The sequence below is a fragment of the Pseudoalteromonas amylolytica genome, from assembly GCF_001854605.1.
Taxonomy (GTDB): domain Bacteria; phylum Pseudomonadota; class Gammaproteobacteria; order Enterobacterales; family Alteromonadaceae; genus Pseudoalteromonas; species Pseudoalteromonas amylolytica.
Genome location: NZ_MKJU01000026.1, coordinates 260,782 through 277,818, shown reverse-complemented (window position 1 = coordinate 277,818; position 17,037 = coordinate 260,782). Strand labels below are relative to the sequence as shown.

General features: G+C 43.1%; 12 protein-coding genes. 7 read left to right on the top strand and 5 right to left on the bottom strand.

What is annotated here, in order from left to right:
* Window positions 1-2 precede the first annotated feature (2 nt).
* The 3 genes from BET10_RS12085 (at window position 3) to rpoS (ending at window position 2,581) form a co-directional block, all read left to right on the top strand.
* The gene (locus tag BET10_RS12085; protein ID WP_070985832.1) at window positions 3-641 is read left to right on the top strand and encodes a protein-L-isoaspartate(D-aspartate) O-methyltransferase; all 639 of its coding nucleotides are present in this window, start codon (window positions 3-5) and stop codon (window positions 639-641) included.
* Between the two features lie 74 nt (window positions 642-715).
* Entirely contained in the window at window positions 716-1,543 is an 828-nt protein-coding gene (locus BET10_RS12080; RefSeq protein WP_070985831.1) for a peptidoglycan DD-metalloendopeptidase family protein, read from the top strand.
* A gap of 54 nt (window positions 1,544-1,597) precedes the next feature.
* The gene (gene rpoS / locus BET10_RS12075; RefSeq protein WP_070985830.1) at window positions 1,598-2,581 is read left to right on the top strand and encodes an RNA polymerase sigma factor RpoS; all 984 of its coding nucleotides are present in this window, start codon (window positions 1,598-1,600) and stop codon (window positions 2,579-2,581) included.
* A 68-nt stretch (window positions 2,582-2,649) separates the two neighbouring features.
* Here rpoS and mutS read toward each other — a convergent pair whose 3' ends face one another.
* Window positions 2,650-5,226, bottom strand: a complete 2,577-nt coding sequence (gene mutS, locus BET10_RS12070) for a DNA mismatch repair protein MutS (protein WP_070985829.1) — start codon at window positions 5,224-5,226, stop codon at window positions 2,650-2,652.
* Window positions 5,227-5,248: 22 nt separating this feature from the next.
* On the opposite strand from mutS, the gene BET10_RS12065 reads away from it, so the two are divergent.
* Entirely contained in the window at window positions 5,249-5,740 is a 492-nt protein-coding gene (locus BET10_RS12065) for a CinA family protein (RefSeq protein ID WP_070985828.1), read from the top strand.
* A 65-nt stretch (window positions 5,741-5,805) separates the two neighbouring features.
* The gene (gene recA, locus BET10_RS12060; RefSeq protein WP_070985827.1) at window positions 5,806-6,855 is read left to right on the top strand and encodes a recombinase RecA; all 1,050 of its coding nucleotides are present in this window, start codon (window positions 5,806-5,808) and stop codon (window positions 6,853-6,855) included.
* Window positions 6,856-6,970: 115 nt separating this feature from the next.
* Here the strand turns inward: recA and BET10_RS12055 are convergent, their stop codons facing one another.
* Window positions 6,971-8,161, bottom strand: coding sequence for a DcaP family trimeric outer membrane transporter (locus BET10_RS12055; protein WP_276204890.1), 1,191 nt, complete (start codon window positions 8,159-8,161; stop codon window positions 6,971-6,973).
* A gap of 356 nt (window positions 8,162-8,517) precedes the next feature.
* Here BET10_RS12055 and acs point away from each other — a divergent pair, with 356 nt between their 5' ends.
* Together acs and BET10_RS12045 are read left to right on the top strand one after the other, a co-directional pair.
* Window positions 8,518-10,455, top strand: a complete 1,938-nt coding sequence (gene acs / locus BET10_RS12050) for an acetate--CoA ligase (protein ID WP_070985825.1) — start codon at window positions 8,518-8,520, stop codon at window positions 10,453-10,455.
* Between the two features lie 91 nt (window positions 10,456-10,546).
* The gene (locus BET10_RS12045) at window positions 10,547-11,200 is read left to right on the top strand and encodes a response regulator transcription factor (protein ID WP_070985824.1); all 654 of its coding nucleotides are present in this window, start codon (window positions 10,547-10,549) and stop codon (window positions 11,198-11,200) included.
* A gap of 43 nt (window positions 11,201-11,243) precedes the next feature.
* On the opposite strand, the gene purU is transcribed toward BET10_RS12045, so the two are convergent.
* The 3 genes from purU to BET10_RS12025 form a co-directional block, all read right to left on the bottom strand.
* Window positions 11,244-12,074, bottom strand: a complete 831-nt coding sequence (gene purU, locus BET10_RS12040) for a formyltetrahydrofolate deformylase (protein WP_070985823.1) — start codon at window positions 12,072-12,074, stop codon at window positions 11,244-11,246.
* Between the two features lie 817 nt (window positions 12,075-12,891).
* Window positions 12,892-13,200: a helix-turn-helix transcriptional regulator gene (locus tag BET10_RS21165; protein WP_083330520.1), complete on the bottom strand. Its 309-nt coding sequence runs from the start codon at window positions 13,198-13,200 to the stop codon at window positions 12,892-12,894.
* Window positions 13,201-13,388: 188 nt separating this feature from the next.
* A complete protein-coding gene (locus tag BET10_RS12025; protein ID WP_070985821.1) occupies window positions 13,389-16,823 on the bottom strand; it encodes a hybrid sensor histidine kinase/response regulator in 3,435 nt (1,144 codons plus the stop codon).
* Window positions 16,824-17,037: the final 214 nt, after the last annotated feature.

Below are 17,037 nucleotides of genomic sequence, written 5' to 3'. Positions count from 1 at the left end.
CCGTGCTCAGTAGCTATAAACGAAGTGCTCATGTGCTAGTTCAACAGCTAAAAACTCAGGGCGTCCAAGATGAGCAAGTGCTCAAGGTAATGGAAAGTACACCTCGCCATTTGTTTGTCGACGATGTGTTGAAACATAAATCATATGAAAACACCGCGTTGCCCATTGGGCAGGGGCAAACAATTTCACAGCCTTACATTGTTGCAAAGATGACGGAAGTTTTAAGGCAAGTGGGTGTAGCTGGCAAGGTGCTAGAAATTGGCACTGGCTCAGGTTATCAAACAGCAATTCTTGCGCAGTTATTTGATGAAGTGTGTAGTGTCGAGCGTATTAAAGCATTGCAATGGCAAGCAAAACGTCGTTTGCACATGCTTGATTTGTATAATGTTGCTATGAAACATGGTGATGGATGGCAAGGCTGGCAGTCAAAGGCACCTTTTTCTGGGATCATAGTGACGGCAGCAGCAAAAGAGGTGCCTAAGCAATTGTTGGCTCAACTAGAAGACGAGGGGGCTTTGATTGTTCCACTAGGAGAACAAGAGCAACAACTGACTTTGTTTGTACGAAAGGGGAAGCAATTTGTTGAGCATCGTTTAGCACCTGTGAGGTTTGTGCCTTTGGTTGCTGGAGATATTATTTAATTTAAATGGCTACAACTGTGCGCTGTTCAGTTTTACACTACCGCAAAATAACAAATAAACATAAAAGGTGACAAATGCTTAAAACATACCTGTTGATACTGACAACTGTTTGTATGTTATTAGCTGGATGTTCAAGTCGCCACACTCCCGCACCGGTCACTAGCTTATCATCTGGTAAGTCCAGTGAGACACAAAAAATTCATATAAAAAATAATCAATATCAAGTTCAAAAAGGTGACACGCTTTTTGCCATTGCTTTTAGCGCAAATAAAGATGTTAGGACAATCGCGCAAATAAATGGAATTAAGCCGCCTTACGTGATTTACCCAGGGCAAACAATTTATGTAGAGAATCCACAAAATAAAAATAAAAAGCGCAAAAAATACACAATTAAAGCCGATAAGTCTAGTAAAAAGAAACAAAAAAATAACAAAATTACGAAAAAAGAGCTTGATCAGCCAAAACAACGAGAGTATGTTCAAAAACATAGCAGTAAAAATGACAACGAATCTAAAGTTATATTTTCCAATAAGGTACGTTGGCGTTGGCCTGCCGTTGGTAAGGTGACAAAACATTTTTCTAGTAAGGAAAATGGTTATAAAGGACTTCAAATCACCAATGTTGAAGGGGCACCAGTAAAGGCGGCTGCTGATGGAATTGTGGTATATGCTGGCAGTGCCTTGAGAGGATACGGTAATTTGATCATTTTGAAACACAATGACGATTACCTCAGTGCTTATGCACATAACTCGAAGTTAGAGGTTACTGAGCAGCAAAAAGTTAAAGTTGGGCAAAAAATTGCCGAAATGGGTAGTACAGATGCCACTAAAACAGCGTTACGTTTTGAAATTCGTTTTAGAGGCCAAGCTGTTAATCCGGTTAAATATTTGCCAAGTAAGTAGTGGCGTCGCTGCATAGCTAAAAGCGCTACTATTCAATCACTTGGGAGGATGCGTATGGCTCAAACTGCAAATGTTAAAACCAAAAAAACGGACGATTTTGATGATAAGCTCGACGAGCTCGAAGTAGATAGCTCAAAAGCCGAATTGTTGGAAGACATTGATGACGATGACGATATCTTCGCCAAAGATGAAAATGTCAAAAACTTAGATGCAACTCAGCTTTATCTCGGAGAGATTGGATTTTCACCGTTGTTAAGTGCGGAAGAAGAGGTTTATTACGCGCGAAAAGCGTTGAAAGGCTGCGAAGCATCACGTAAGCGCATGATAGAGAGTAACTTGCGCTTAGTTGTAAAAATATCACGCCGCTATAACAATCGAGGTCTAGCATTGCTTGATCTGATTGAAGAAGGCAATCTTGGTTTAATCAGAGCTGTCGAAAAATTTGATCCAGAGCGAGGTTTCCGTTTTTCGACATATGCAACTTGGTGGATTAGACAAACCATAGAACGCGCTATAATGAACCAAACACGCACAATTCGTTTACCTATTCATGTGGTGAAAGAGTTGAATGTGTACTTACGTACAGCAAGGGAGTTAACGCAGAAGCTTGATCATGAGCCAACTGCTGAGGAGATCGCAGAATGTTTAGATCGCCCAGTAGAAGATGTTACTAAGATGCTGCGCTTAAACGAAAAAATCACTTCAGTAGATACACCGATTGGTGGTGACAATGACAAGGCGCTGTTAGATATAATCGCTGATGAAAAAGGTCATGGCCCTGAAAGTGAGGTGCAGAGCAATGACATCAATAGCCATATCGTTGACTGGTTAGGAGAGTTGAACCCCAAACAACGAGAAGTGCTTGCTAGACGATTTGGTCTGTTGGGCTATGAACCTTCTACTTTGGAAGATGTTGGTAGAGAGATTGGCCTAACTCGTGAACGCGTGCGTCAGATACAGGTTGAAGCATTAAGACGCTTAAAAGATATTTTGCAACATGAGGGGCTAAGTACAGATAGTTTGTTCGAACAGTTATAAACTTCTAGCTAAATAGATGTTGCAAAAAAAACCACCTTTTCAGGTGGTTTTTTGTTTTCTTAATGGTGTTAGCCCAATGTTTGTTTTAGCTGGTAGAGCAGCGCATGTGCTTCTCTTGGACTTAATTCATCTGGATCAATGTCATGCAGTGCCCGTTCAACTTTAGAAGGTGTAGGTTCGGACAATGGGAGTGACTGCTGAGTAGGCATAGGCTCAACCACACTTTGATGATTCTCCAACTGAGTGAGCTTTTGTTTTGCAAGTTGCAGTACAGGTTTTGGCACGCCGGCTAAGCCAGCAACTTGTAGACCAAAGCTCTTACTCGCAGCACCTTCCATAACAGTATGTTTAAAAGCAATGGTGTCGTTATGTTCAACCGCATCCAAATGCACATTTACCAGTCCAGGCTGTTGTTGAGCCAATTCTGTCAGTTCAAAATAGTGTGTGGCAAATAAGGTTTTAGCCCCTAGTTGACGAGCTAGGTAGTCGGCTGTTGCGTAGGCTAGAGAAAGACCATCGTAGGTACTGGTGCCGCGACCAATTTCATCCATTAACACCAAGGATTGTTCTGTGGCATTGTTGAGAATCGTTGCAGTTTCGGTCATCTCTACCATGAATGTTGAACGGCCTGAAGCTAAATCATCGCTGGCACCAATACGTGTAAAGATCCTATCCACTTGCCCTATGTTAGCCGATCTGGCTGGCACATAACTGCCGATGTGTGCCATAAGAACAATCAATGCAGTTTGACGCATATAGGTTGATTTACCACCCATGTTTGGTCCAGTAATAATAAGCATCTTGCGCTGTGTATTAAGGTGAACAGGGTTGGCAATAAACGGCTCTTTACTGACTTGTTCGACAACAGGGTGGCGACCCTCTTCGATGTGTAATTGGTTATCTTCTGTGAGTGTTGGTTTACAGTAGTCTAATGTTTGCGCTCTCTCGGCAAGCGTATTTAATACGTCCAAGTCAGCCAAAGCGGCTGCCATGAGTTGTAATTGTTCTAGATAAGGTGCGATAAACTCGAACAGCTGTTCATATAATTGCTTTTCAAGTGCTAATGCCTTGCTTTGGCTACCTAGCACCTTATCTTCATGCTCTTTAAGCTCAGGAATGATATAGCGTTCATTGTTTTTCAAAGTTTGGCGTCTAATATAATCTGCTGGCACCAAATGAGAATTTGCACGGCTGATCTCGATATAGAATCCATGTACTTTGTTGTAGCCTATTTTCAGTGTGCTGATCCCGGTGCGCTGTCGCTCTCGTTCTTCAAGCTTTTCTAAAATGTCGGTAGCACCTTGGCTTAACGAACGCCATTCATCGAGTTCAGCATTGTAGCCTGTGGCTATCACACCGCCATCGCGAATCAGAATTGGAGGGTTGTCGATAATAGCACGTTCCAGCAAGTCTTGGAGCTTAGGCAGCGTGGGGGATTGGGCACAGATTTGTGCGATCCGCTCATCATCGCTTTCTTGTAGCAATTGATGCAATGGCTCAAGTGCTTGTAGGGCGCTTCTTAGTCTTGTTAGGTCACGGGGTCTTGCATTGCATAGGGCCAAACGCGCCACAACTCGTTCAATATCACCAATTTGTTTGAGCGCCTCGTAGGTATCTAAACATAATTGCGTTTCTATTAGGCTTGAAATTGCATTGAGTCTAGCGTTGAGTTCTTGGCGGTTACGTATGGGTGTATGAATACGACGTTTCAACAAACGTGACCCCATGGGGGTGGCCGTTTTATCCAGTATTTGCGCTAAGGTGTTGTCTATGCTGCCTGATAAATTAAGCGTCAGCTCTAAGTTTTTACGCGTTGCGGCATCTAAAATAACAGCATGCTCATTTTTTTCTAGGGTGATCGCGCGAATGTGTGGCAAAGCAGTACGTTGTGTATCTTTTACATATTGCATCACACAACCTGCGGCAATCAAAGCCGTATGAGCTTGCTCGACACCAAAGCCAATTAAATCTTTGGTTTCAAACTGCTGACATAACAGATGTTTAGCCGTATCTAGGTCAAACTCCCAATCGGGACGACGGCGAGCCCCTTTGAACTGTTCTATAAGATGTAAGTTTTTAAAAGACTCAGGATAAAGCAACTCAGCAGGTTGTAATCGCTGTAAAGTAGAACTCAGCGCTTCGTCTGTCTTTAATTCGACAATGCAAAACTGACCAGAATTAATATCTAGGTAAGCCACACCATAATGATGGTGTTTATCTTGCCATATTGCAGCGAGTAGGTTGTCTTGGCGTTCTTGCAATAGTGCTTCATCAGTTACGGTGCCTGGTGTCACTATGCGCACTACTTTACGCTCTACAGGTCCTTTGCTGGTGGCGGGATCGCCTACTTGCTCGCAAATAGCAACTGACTCGCCCATTTGTACCAAACGTGCCAAATAGTTTTCAACAGCATGATAGGGCACGCCAGCCATAGGAATGGGGGCACCAGATGCTTTGCCACGATGAGTCTGGGAGATATCTAATAATTGTGCGGCACGAATAGCATCATCGAAGAACAGTTCATAGAAGTCGCCCATACGATAGAACAATAAAATATCTTGGTGCTCAGCCTTAATCCTAAGATATTGCTGCATCATGGGGGTTTGTTGTTTTATAGTATGTTCTGAATATAAATCTATCGACATGCATCTACCTAAGAGGTTGAATATGGAGCTAAACCAAGAGATTAAGACTCTGGCTGCACAGTTGGGCGCTATTTTAACGGATAAATGTCTGACAATCACTACCGCCGAGTCATGTACGGGCGGTGGAATAAGCTATGCGTTGACGGATACTCCGGGCAGCTCAGCATACGTAGACAGGTGTTTTGTCACCTATAGTAATGGCGCCAAGCACGCGTTGTTGGGTGTCAATGAGCAAACCTTAAACAGTGTTGGTGCTGTGAGCGAACAGACGGTAAGGGAAATGGCCACAGGCGCAGCAAAGCAAGCTAATGCGGATATTGCGATAGCTGTTTCCGGCATCGCTGGGCCTAGTGGTGGGTCGGATGATAAGCCTGTTGGACTGGTGTGGTTTGCCATCAATATACGCGGGCAGGTGAGCACCTATGAACAGGTTTTTTCTGGTGATCGTAGTTATATTAGATTGCAAGCTATTGCTTTTGCTCTAAAAAATACTGTTTCATTGATTCAACCCTAAAAATGTACTTGATACTGTGATTCTATACAGTATACTGAGCCCATTACGCTAGATTGGAGAAGCAAATGAACGATAACAAACAAAAAGCGCTCGACGCCGCTTTATCACAAATTGAACGTCAGTTTGGTAAAGGTTCAATCATGAAGCTAGGCGACAGCCAAGCATTAGACATTGAATCTATCTCTACCGGTTCATTGGGCATTGATATTGCGTTGGGTATAGGTGGTCTACCAACAGGCCGTATCGTTGAGATCTATGGTCCAGAATCATCAGGTAAAACCACATTAACGTTGCAAGTTATCGCAGAAGCACAAAAACAAGGTAAAACCTGTGCCTTCGTTGATGCTGAACATGCTTTGGATCCAGTCTATGCTGAGAAGCTGGGCGTAAACGTTGATGAACTTTTAGTTTCACAGCCAGATACTGGTGAGCAGGCGCTTGAAATTTGCGATATGTTAGTACGTTCAGGTGCTGTCGATGTGGTTATCGTTGACTCGGTAGCAGCATTAACACCAAAAGCTGAAATTGAAGGTGATATGGGGGATGCGCATGTTGGCTTGCAAGCCCGTTTGATGTCACAGGCGTTACGTAAATTAACGGCAAATATTAAACGCTCAAATACATTGTGTATTTTCATCAACCAGATTCGTATGAAGATTGGTGTGATGTTTGGTAACCCAGAAACTACAACGGGTGGTAACGCACTTAAGTTTTATGCGTCTGTTCGTATTGATATTCGTCGTATTGGTTCTGTTAAAGAAGGCGATGAGGTCGTAGGTAATGAAACCCGCGTTAAGATAGTTAAAAACAAAGTGGCACCACCATTTAAGCAAGCTGAGTTTATTATCATGTATGGTGAAGGGATTTCAAAACATGGTGAGTTAATTGACTTAGGTGTGAAGCATAAGCTGGTTGAAAAGTCAGGTGCTTGGTATAGCTACAATGGCAGTAAAGTGGGTCAGGGTAAATCAAACTCGATTAAATTCTTAAAAGATAACCCAGAGATTTCTAACGAGATCGAGGGCAAATTAAGAGAGATGCTTTTACTGCAAGCGACCATCAAGCCTGAAGAAGGTGAAGAACCGGCATTAGCTGCAACGGATGCTGAGCTATAAGTAACAACAATTAAGCGTAAGAAGCCCAGCATTGCTGGGCTTTTTTATTGTTGAGGCTAAGTACTGTGACTCTAAGCCAATTCAACAGGGAGTATAACTCTGTAAGGTCTATGTACTAAAACACATACTTCGCTGAAAGCTGTAAACGATTTAGGTCACCGTCTATATTCGCTTCAGTGTCTCGAGTGGCGACTTTATATTCAATGCCAAAAGTGAGTTGTTTAGCTGGTGAATATAGCAAGTTGGCACTATAACTGTGGCTGGATTTGGTTGGATTGCCAGTGATGCTTAATAAGCTTTCATCGTTATCAGCTAAAAAGAATGAGTATAAAAATGTTGAACGGAATTGCTCATTCCAATGATGTTGATAGCCAACAAAACCTGAAGTTGAATCAATCGCATGTAAGTCATTACCATCAAATACAGCACCGTTAGCAACATTTAAACCCACATATCGGCCCAAGCCTTGACCTTGTGTCATCATGAACTTGAGGTTGTTTTTACCAAAATTCACTCGCCCTGAAGCGCTGATCCCTAACGATGTTTCAGTTTCATCTGCCGCTCCCACTTTGTAGGTTAATTGTCGTGCTAATGCAGCAACAGCAAAATGACCCCAGTCAGCATTGTAGGTGTAGCGAGCGGTAAAGTCAGGCATACTCGCATCATCGGTTTCTACGCGAGAGCTATCCGCAGTCGTTACGGTACTTTCGGGGTTTTCAGCAGAAAATGACCAGTTACCTGTACTGTATTTCACCATGGCTTGGCGCACGAACACTGTGCCCTCAGCAGGACCTACAAAATCGAGTGTTTCAGGCAACGCAGAAACGTTTTGGAAGTTACTCCATGCTTGTCCAAACAACCAACCTTTATAAGTCACGAAGGCTTGTCGTAGCCTTGGTGAATAGGAGTTGGTAACACGCTCATTCCCACCTGTAGAGGCAATAAAATCCAACTCGATTTTGGTTTTAATTTCACTGCCATCATCTAACTTGGTACGTGTTGCTAGGTTAAACCTTGACTGCCGTGCGTGCATATCGAATACCGCATCGGACGAAGATGTAGCGGAAACAGGTGTTGTGCCAGGCACATAGAAGTCGCGGCCTATGTGTCCACTGCTCAAAGAACCGTCAGAAAAGTCACTCCAAATCGCATCCAGTTTTATGTAACCACCGTAGTTCACCTCTGTTTGGTCTATCGACGCAGCCATTGCGCTCGAACAGAGTAAGCTCAGCACGCTTAGTGCTATTATTGATTTTTTAGTGCCATGTGATGTTGTCATAATCGTTGTTCCTATGAAGCGACTTATCTGTTTGATTTTTATCGCTTGGTATAAAACGTCGATATTCACTTTTGATGATGGGTGGTAATTACTCAATTACCCATTGGTCTATACGACTAAGGTGTTACAAATATTGTTTAGCTAATCTCACAAGTCATAAGTAGAACCGCATAAATTTTTAATAACTCTTTGCTTATTATTAACTTTTTGTGATTGTTTAGGGGCTATCAGGGGTTAGCTTATGAAAACAAAAGGCTTGAGATAATTTCATGTAGCAAGTTAAAGTCATCCATGTCTACAACTAAGGTCTAATACTTTCACAGCCTTTGCTGAGTGATCCTTGGACAAAGCCTAGCGGCAAGTAAATTAAAATGGAGATGACTATGTCACAGAGCATTTATCCGGTTCCTGAAGCTTTCAAGAACAATGCACTCATTGATAACGATAAATATAACACGCTGTACAAGCAGTCAATTGAGGATCCGCAAGGATTTTGGGCTGAACATGGGCAACGCCTTGCGTGGTCAAAGCCATACACACAGGTGAAGAACACTTCTTTCGATAAAGGTCATATAAGCATTAAGTGGTTTGAAGACGGTCAGCTAAATGCGTCTTATAATTGTATTGACCGTCACTTAGAAAATAAAGCAGATAAAGTAGCACTGATCTGGGAAGGAGATAACCCAGCACACAGTGAACATATTACCTATCAGCAGTTACACGATGAAGTGGCGAAGTTAGCAAATGGCTTGAAAAAATTAGGCGTTGGCAAGGGTGATAGAGTCGCTATATATATGCCAATGACTCCACAAGCGGTGTATGCAATGCAAGCATGTGCGCGTATTGGGGCTATTCACTCCGTGGTATTTGGCGGCTTTTCACCATCAGCCATTGCTGATCGTATTAAGGACTCTGGCGCAAAAGTGGTGATCACCTCTGATGAAGGCCGTCGTGGTGGCAATTGTGTACCTCTTAAAGCCAATGTAGACGAAGCACTTTCTCAGCCTGGTGTAAATATAGAGCATGTAATCGTTCACCAATTGACCGGCGGCGAAGTGCAATGGCAATCACATGACGTATGGTGGCATGAGTTAACCTCGGACGTTGAGCCTGTGTGTGTGCCAACACCTGTGGATGCAGAAGACCCATTATTTATCCTTTATACCTCAGGGTCGACTGGTCAACCAAAAGGGGTTGTGCATACGACGGGGGGATACCTTGTTTATGCTTCGATGACCCACGAATATGTGTTCGATTTAAAAGAAGATGATGTGTATTGGTGTAGTGCGGATGTGGGCTGGATCACAGGGCACAGTTATATCGCTTATGGACCGCTTGCGAATGGGTGTACACAAGTTCTTTTTGAAGGTATTCCAACGTATCCTAACTCTGGGCGTATTGGTGAGGTGGTTGATAAACATAATGTCACGATTCTTTATACCGCTCCAACCGCGATTCGGGCACTCATGGCAAAAGGAGATGAAGCAACGGCTTCGTCTAAACGCACAAGTTTAAGAGTGTTGGGTTCGGTTGGTGAGCCTATCAACCCAGAAGCGTGGTCTTGGTACCATGAGCACATTGGCAACAGTCAGTGTCCAATTGTAGACACATGGTGGCAGACTGAAACGGGTGGCATCATGATCACACCATTACCAGGTGCGACCGATATGAAACCAGGCTCTGCAACTAGGCCCTTCTTTGGTATAGCTCCAGCCTTGTTTGATGCACAAGGAAACGAATTGTCTGGCGAGGCTGAGGGTAATCTGGTGATATTAGATAGCTGGCCGTCACAAGCGCGCACAGTTTATGGTGATCACGAGCGTTTTGAGCAAACGTACTTCTCGGCTTATGCTGGTGTTTACTTCACAGGTGATGGCTGTCGACGGGATGCAGATGGTTATTATTGGATCACAGGCCGCGTAGATGATGTGCTCAATGTGTCAGGGCATAGATTGGGCACCGCTGAAATTGAAAGCGCATTGGTTGCACATGAGTCGGTAGCAGAAGCGGCTGTGGTAGGTTACCCACATGACATCAAAGGTCAGGGTATTTATGTGTACATTACCCCTAACGAAGGAGTAGTCGTAACGGATGAATTGACTAAAGATGTACGCAACTGGGTAAGAAAGGAACTTAGTCCTATCGCATCACCAGATATGATCCAGTGGTCGCCAAATTTACCAAAAACGCGTTCAGGCAAAATTATGCGCCGTATTTTGCGCAAGATTGCTGCCAATGAATATCAGCAACTCGGTGACACTTCAACGTTAGCCGATCCAAGTGTCGTTGATGAACTGATAGAAAACCGCTTAAATCGTTAATTGAGCGTTAAAAGCTTGAATTTCATTAAATTCTAAACGACTATATCGGCTGTCATCGGTCACGATGACAGCCGAATTGTTAGGAGCAAATATGAATCAGTTTTTAATTGCAGACGATCATCCGTTATTTAGAGCGGCGTTGAAAGGCGCATTACAAAATCAGTTCGATACGCTCACGGTATTTGAAGCCGATACGTTTGAAGCCACGCTAGCAACTTTGGCTAAACAGGACGAATTAGATTTATTACTTCTGGACTTACATATGCCCGGCAGTGGTGACCTCTATGGTTTGATCCGAATTAGAGAGGACTTTCCGAGCCTCCCTGTGGTGGTGGTATCTGGCAGTGAAGATTTGACAGTTATCTCAAAAGTGATGGGATATGGGGCTATGGGATTTATTCCTAAGTCTTCATCACCTCAAGACATAACTATGGCAATCGACACTGTGCTTGCGGGTGACAACTGGTTACCTGATAACATCAAAGACAAAGTGGCAAATATTGAACATGAAGACAAAGCGCTCGCACAGCAGGTTGCCTCTTTAACACCACAACAATTTAAGGTACTTCAATATTTACATGAAGGATTGTTGAACAAACAAATTGCTTTTGAGTTACATATTTCTGAGGCAACGGTTAAAGCTCACATTACGGCAATCTTTAGAAAACTCGGGGTGTACAATCGAACTCAAGCGGTGTTGATTGCTTCAAAACTACAACTCGAGCCCATCGATACACAAGCATAAAAAAAGCGCCACAGCGCTTTTTCATCGTTTTGATAGCTATAACTTAGCTAAACACAACGGTTTTATTACCATTGATAAATACCTTGTGTTCAGATGCTAACTGAATTGCCTTACAAAACACTGTTTTCTCAATGTCTCGGCCCATTTTTGCCATAGTGTCGGCATCATTGGCGTGGCTCACCTGTGTCACATCTTGAACAATAATTGGTCCTTCATCGAGTTCATCATTCACAAAGTGCGCTGTGGCACCAATAATTTTTACGCCACGCTCGAATGCTTGATGATAGGGCTTAGCACCAATGAATGCGGGTAAAAATGAATGGTGAATATTGATGATTTGATTACTAAAGCGCGCCACAAATTCGGGGCTAAGAATGCGCATGTATTTAGCAAGTCCAACGATATCCGGCTGATATTGTTCTATTACCTCTGCCATCTTTTCATCATGCTCTACGCGGCCAAGGCCCGTGTGTGGTACGCAGTGAAACGGAATACCAAACCCTTTAACTAATGGTTCGAGATCGCGATAGTTGGCTATCACCGCCAGTACCTCAATATTCATGGCGTTTTCGTATTGTTTAAGTAGTACGCCACCAAGACAGTGCGCTTCCTTGGTTGCCAGCAATACCACTTTGGTTTTTTCACCATGGTGAAGTGCAACCTGAGCCCCCTCTGGAAGTTGTCCTCTTAGTTGTGATAAGAACTGCTCGCTAGGCTCACCGGTTAACTCGGTACGCATAAAAAAGCGCGAACCCTCGCGGTCAACAAATTCGTTATTGCGCGTAATATTTAAATTATGCTTAAAACAAAGGTTGGTTATTTTGGCTATTAGTCCAACCCCATCCGCACATTGCGTGGTAAGTATATAGTTCATTTTCCTCATTCCTGTATTCACCCCACTTAGCGTGGGGGTTTAGCATATTAGCAATCGAAACTGGTTTGGTTAACTATAAATTGCAAAATAATGAGGTTTTTTTGGATAACGGTAAAATGGAGTTTCAGAAGAATATGGCTACAAAATACAGGAAGATTAAAAGCCACGGTTGTGGCTTTATAAAAGACAATTATCCGCCGAGTGGTTTGGTTCTAGCTTGCTGAGGAAGCGCTGGTCCGTCAGTAGGGCCACCATTGCCTCCTTTAATAAGCTTTAGTAGCTCTGAGCTAACAATTTTCATCATGGATAAATTTCTCCCTAAATTTTGCTCTAGACGCATAGCTTAGCATTGTAACGCTGATCATAACCTTGCCTAAGAATACAGTATTGTCTCTGATAAATAACTTAATTGGTGCAGTACTTAAAAAGCTATATTTATAGAGTAAAACTTCTATCCAAGTTGCAAAATTTACTAAGCATAACAATAGTATAATGCAAATAATTCCGGCTTCTTGTGGTACAAAGCGATGCGTTTGGATTACGTTATTAAAATATTCATACCCTGTCTTACTATATAACCATATAGCAAGACGTTTACGATATACAACGGGAAGCAAAAATACAAGGCTTATAAAAACGCAGTATATATAGAAGTGAGTGTTCCACTGTAGGACTATATCTGTCATAGCTAATCCTAATATTTCAATTATGAGATAGAATATGAAAAACCATCTGGCACTTGCTGTCTTCCACGTCATACATAGCCCAATAATTACAAATGCTATAGGCATATAGTCTATTAATGCGTAAATATTCATTATTTATCATCCTTCCCGTTATTAGGAGTTTTTGTATCCACTGGTTTGACATGCTGGGCTTGTGAAAAATTAAAGTAAGTACCTGTGATATCCTTACCAAAGATAAGGAACAACTCAAACAGTTGAGCGTAACTCAAATCGGTTTTTCCTGACTCATAATTGCTGATACTGGCTTGATCAACATTGAGTTTCTGTGCCAACTGCGCTTGCGTCCAGCCTTTTTCATGTCTAAGAATCCGGATTGAAGCTTGTACTTCAGCCCTAAAACCGTCTACTTTTTTTCGCCGTGTATGGGTATTGTTTTTCATTAATGGCGCGCTCCCTCCTCTGAGCTTTAGTTACGCAAAATTAACACCGAAACATTGGTGTAACAACTGGTTTTTCATCTAACTGACTGAAACTAATGATTTTATGAAAGTATTCATAAGGGCTGTGGGTGGAGGTTCATTAAAAAGAAGTAAGGATGACACTCTTACCTAAAAATGCCCTTTTTGTTTTAAATACTGTAATTGAGCAGCGCCTTTAATTTGGCGGGTTTTATTGGTTTACTCAAATAGTGAATACCTTCGGCTTTGGTGTGCCGCTTTAAGGTGTCATCTCGTACTGCAGTGATTAAGATAGCAGGAACAGGGCGTTGCCAAATATCTCGCAAAGTTTTTACTAGTGTGATGCCATCTTGTTCTTCACCAAGTTGATAATCCATTAAAATAATATCTGGGGCTGCGTGGGCCTTGGCATAGTCGATAGCATCAGATGAGTGAGAGAATAGGCTATGCTTTATGTGCCATTTATTCAGTAAACTTGCCATAGCCTGCAGATTTTTAGGGTCGTCATCCACCGCAATAACATGTAATTGGGAGTTTCTATCGATATCTGACAATTGTGTGCCAGATTGAGCTTTCTGCTCTACCAATTGCTCATCGCCTATTGGAATGGTGACGCTAAAACAGCTGCCCTTGCCAACCCAAGAGCGTACGGATAATTCAAGACTGAGTAGATCGCATAACCGTTTGACAACCCCTAGCCCCAATCCTACGCCTTTATTGTCGTTGTTTTGAATACGGTAAAAGTCATTAAATATTTTACTAAGTTGATGTTGTGATATGCCAGGGCCTGTGTCCCAAACGTCCAGCCTCAAACTGTGTTTTCGGTTGCGGCAGGCAATCAGTACTTTGCCATGCTCAGTATATTTCACCGCGTTTGATACGAGGTTTTGGACTACCCGGCGCAGGTAGGTGATGTCGCTGTGCACTATCGCGTGATTGCTGCGCATTTTAAGTTGTAACCCTTTGTCGCTGGATAATATCGCATATTCATTGGCTAAAGGGCCGAGAATGTCATCAATACAAAAATGTCGCGGCGAGGGTTGCATTGCACCTTGTTCTAATTTGGCGATGTCTAATAGGGCAGACATCAGGTGAACTGTAGAGTCTAGGCTATCCGCGAGCTTGTCAAAATTACTTCTATCCTGGTGACTCAATGGTTGTTCATCAATGGCAGCCAGGTATAAACGGGCAGCATTAAGTGGCTGTAAGATATCGTGACTGGCTAGTGCTAAAAAGCGGGTTTTACTGTCATTGGCACGCTCAGCTTCTTTTTTAGCAGCCATCAGGGCTTGCTCCGTTGCTATTCGAGATGTGATTTGCGCCTGTAAGTCTGTGTTGATGGTGCGAATTTCTTGGGTGCGCGCTTCAATACGGTTCTCCAAGTCCATATTAATTTCTTCAAGCGCGTTTTGTGTGTTGATGTGCATAGTGATATCAGAGAAGCTGGTGACAAAGCCTCCTTCAGGAAGTGGATTACCACGCATTTCATATACTTGTCCATCGCGGCGATGACGAATGAAGTGATGTGGCGTGCCGTTACGCAGGTGTTGTACTCGCTTGTCAACGAGCCGCTCTATGTCACCCGGCCCACATTCCCCCCTTTGCGCGTTAAAGCGAATAACCTTTTCGATGGGCAGACCCACTTCTAAAAAGCCATCTGGGTAGTCAAACATCTCACTGTAGCGCTTGTTCCAAGCAACCAAATTTAGCTCTTTATCGACCACAGAAATACCATGGCTAAGGTTTTCCAAAGAGGTGTAGAGTAGGTTTTGATTGAATTGTAGGGCTTGTGTGGTTTCGTCGAAGAAGTTAACCACTTCTTCAAAGGCCATTTGTTTGCCAGAGGCCACGGTATGGATCAAGGCTTGCGCTGAGGAGGCGCCAAGTACGCCAGTCAGAGCTCGTTCGCAATAGGCGATAAAATCTGCATCGGGGTAAGCATTATTATCATCAATATTATTACTTTGTGCATATTGGCTTAGGAGTTGTCCTGAGCGCTGAATGCCGAGAAATGTTTGGAGTAACACCTTAAAGTCATACACACTGGCTTTGATATTCTTATCCATGCGTTTTGCAAACCCTGCTTGCTCCTTAGGGTAAACGAACGCGGCGGCCTGAATTTTATCGATTAAGCGTTCATGTGCGGCCAGTGAAAAGCTGATATAACAGAAAATGTTGGCAGATAAGGCAATGAGCGTTCCTTTGGTGATGATACTTTGTCGCAGTTCATAATCGAGCGCAATGCCTGTGCCCACCACTGGCAGCATCAAAAATAGCGTCCAGCAGATGAAACCGGCTAATAAGCCTGCATAAACGCCATACGCGTGACCTTTTCGCCAATATAAGCCACCGACAATTGCGGGCAGTAGCTGTGTAACCAAAGAGAATGCCACCAGTCCCATGTTCGCCAAAGCTTCGCCGTGGCCAAACCATTGCTGGTATAAATACGCCAACAATAAAATAGCAGCGATAATAACGCGGCGGATCAATAAAATGGGGGTTTTGTAGTTGCGGGTCAGGGCACTGCGTTTTAGCTTTCTTTTAAGTAGTAAAGGCAGTACCACGTCGTTAGAGAGCATAGTGCTGAGCGTAAGTGTTGCAACCACTATCATCGCTGTGGCAGCAGATAGACCGCCAATAAACACAAAGGTAGTAATGAGCGGGTGATCTTGCATTAACGGCAGTGCCAATACAAAGCTGTCGGCTGCTATATTAGCACCAATTTGAGGGTGTATTGCAGCCGTTGCGATCGGAATAATCATTGCGGCGATAAGTAATAAATATAGCGGGAATGCCCAGCGAGCGGTGCGCAAGTGGCGGCTATCTTGGTTATCCACTACGGTGACATGAAATTGTCTAGGTAAACAAACAATGGCTGCTGCAGCCATCAGACTTTGACCCACAAAGTTGAAGCTAAACGCATCAAAATTGAGCCAATGTTTGATGTTAATTGTACCACTATCTTGGACCTTCAGCAGCGCTATTATGGCAAGTATCGCCACCGCACCCAGCGCGATGAACTTAATAATGGATTCGAATGCAACGGCTAACATCAAGCCTGAGCGATACTCAGTTACATCTACTTTTCGAGTACCAAAAAAGATGGCGAATAACGCCATAACGAGCGTGCCGGTCAGCGCCAGTGCATTACCAGAGAGTAGCGAACCTTGTTGAAGTAGTAAAAAACTGCTGCTGAGCGCTTTGAGTTGCAGTGCAATATAGGGAATGGTTGCTAGCAGCGCAATCATAGTGACCATGACGGCTGTGGCTTGGCGTTTGCCATAGCGCGCGGAAATAAAATCAGCAATGGTGGTAATGTTTTGCTTTTTACTGACCAAAATAAGTTTACGTAAAAAACCATGACCGAAGAAAAATAACAAGGCTGGCCCAAGTAAAATAGGTAAGTAGTGCCAGCTACTTTCAGCGGCGGTGCCGACTGAGCCATAATAAGTCCAAGACGTGCAGTAAATGCCCAGTGAAAACGCATACACAAAGGGGTGGTGAGTGATCCGCATCGCCAATGGTGTGGTTTTATCTCCCCAGTTGGCTAGCCAGAACAGAAGGCCAATGTAACTCAGTGAGACCAGAATGAGTGCAGCTGTCATTGTTATTCTTGTTAAATCAACGTGTCTTTACCTTACCACAGATTTAGCCAGTGTCTGTACATCACATATTACATTGATGTTTTTAACCTTTTGTTTCTTATATATAAGTTGTTTTCTTCAAGTTGATTTAGACTAATGTCGTATAAGCGTCATATTTTCCTTGATGGATAACATACCTTTCCATAATTAGTCATAACTCTTTGTTATTTAATGA

Coding starts and splice junctions, on each gene's coding strand:
- BET10_RS12080 (WP_070985831.1), top strand. CDS start 716: ATGCTTAAAACATACCTGTTGATACTGACAACTGTTTGTATGTTATTA.
- rpoS (WP_070985830.1), top strand. CDS start 1,598: ATGGCTCAAACTGCAAATGTTAAAACCAAAAAAACGGACGATTTTGAT.
- mutS (WP_070985829.1), bottom strand. CDS start 5,226: ATGTCGATAGATTTATATTCAGAACATACTATAAAACAACAAACCCCC.
- BET10_RS12065 (WP_070985828.1), top strand. CDS start 5,249: ATGGAGCTAAACCAAGAGATTAAGACTCTGGCTGCACAGTTGGGCGCT.
- recA (WP_070985827.1), top strand. CDS start 5,806: ATGAACGATAACAAACAAAAAGCGCTCGACGCCGCTTTATCACAAATT.
- acs (WP_070985825.1), top strand. CDS start 8,518: ATGTCACAGAGCATTTATCCGGTTCCTGAAGCTTTCAAGAACAATGCA.
- BET10_RS12045 (WP_070985824.1), top strand. CDS start 10,547: ATGAATCAGTTTTTAATTGCAGACGATCATCCGTTATTTAGAGCGGCG.
- purU (WP_070985823.1), bottom strand. CDS start 12,074: ATGAACTATATACTTACCACGCAATGTGCGGATGGGGTTGGACTAATA.
- BET10_RS21165 (WP_083330520.1), bottom strand. CDS start 13,200: ATGAAAAACAATACCCATACACGGCGAAAAAAAGTAGACGGTTTTAGG.
- BET10_RS12025 (WP_070985821.1), bottom strand. CDS start 16,823: ATGACAGCTGCACTCATTCTGGTCTCACTGAGTTACATTGGCCTTCTG.